The organism is Nitrosospira sp. Nsp1 (assembly GCF_900100985.1).
Taxonomy (GTDB): Bacteria; Pseudomonadota; Gammaproteobacteria; order Burkholderiales; family Nitrosomonadaceae; genus Nitrosospira.
This window is the reverse complement of the sequence record NZ_FMUF01000053.1, coordinates 1-1,109: the sequence shown is the minus strand read 5'-3', so window position 1 is coordinate 1,109 and position 1,109 is coordinate 1. Positions and strand designations below refer to the sequence as shown.

Below are 1,109 nucleotides of genomic sequence, written 5' to 3'. Positions count from 1 at the left end.
TGATCTGCTAAGAATATTGTAGCCACCCGCTGAGTGAGTCTTCATGTTAATTTTGACATGGAGGCGAACATGAAGAAGCGATTTAGTGAAGAGCAGATCATTGGTATTTTGCGTGAAGGCGAAGCAGATGGAGCGGTCATCCGCGACATTTGCCGCAAGCACAATATTACGGAACAGACGTTTTTCCGCTGGCGGAACAAATATGGCGGGATGACTGTGTCAGATGCACGCAAGCTTAAGGATCTGGAGTCGGAGAATGCCAAACTGAAGAAGATCGTTGCCGAGCAGGTGTTGGCAATCGAAGGCTTGAAGGAAATTGCAGCAAAAAAATGGTAACCCCGGTAGCGCGGCGCGAAGCGCTGGCCCTGCTGAAGAATAAAGGTTTATCGGAGCGTGCGGCCTGCCGTATGACCGGGGTGAGCCGACAGGTTGGCAGCTACGAACTCAAGCAACCTGACAAGGATCGAATACTAACTGCTTCATTGGTTGAGGCATCGGGCAGATATCCGCGGTTTGGTTATCGGCGCATTGCTGTGATGACGTGCCAAAGTGCTGGCCGCGTATGGCGACTGTGGAATAGATTGGGACTGAATTTGCCCAAACGGCGGCCCAGGAAGCGGCGCTGTGGCACTGACATACGCATTCCTGGTGCAACCCGGCCAAATAATGTCTGGTCGTACGATTTCGTGCATGATCGTCTGGCTAATGGAAATCCACTCAAGCTGTTATGCGTGTTGGATGAGCATACGCGTGAATGCCTTGCAATCGAGGTCGGAAAATCTTTGCGCAGCCAGGATGTGATTCTGACCCTGTCGCGGTTAATGCGACTGTACGGGAAACCAGCATTTATTCGATCAGACAATGGAGCGGAATTTACCGCCACAGCAGTAATGAAATGGCTGCGAGACCAGAATATTGGACCGGCTTACATCAAACCGGGCAGCCCTTGGCAGAACGGATTTGTGGAAAGCTTCAACGGCAAACTGCGAGACGAATGCCTGAATCGCGAATGGTTCATAACGCGACACGAGGCAAAGATATTAATCGAGAAATGGCGGCAGTTCTACAACAACGAGCGTCCCCATTCTTCACTTGGCAATCGAACCCCG

At 51.3% G+C, this 1,109-nt stretch carries 1 protein-coding gene; it reads left to right on the top strand.

From position 1 onward, the window contains the following. Positions 1-69 precede the first annotated feature (69 nt). Positions 70-1,109, top strand: a protein-coding gene (locus BLP78_RS15020) for an IS3 family transposase (RefSeq protein WP_090460562.1) whose coding sequence is annotated in 2 segments (ribosomal slippage) — positions 70-331 and positions 331-1,109 — 1,041 coding nt annotated over the 2 segments. Because the reading frame shifts where the segments join, the coding sequence is not laid out codon by codon here. This gene is flagged as partial in the annotation.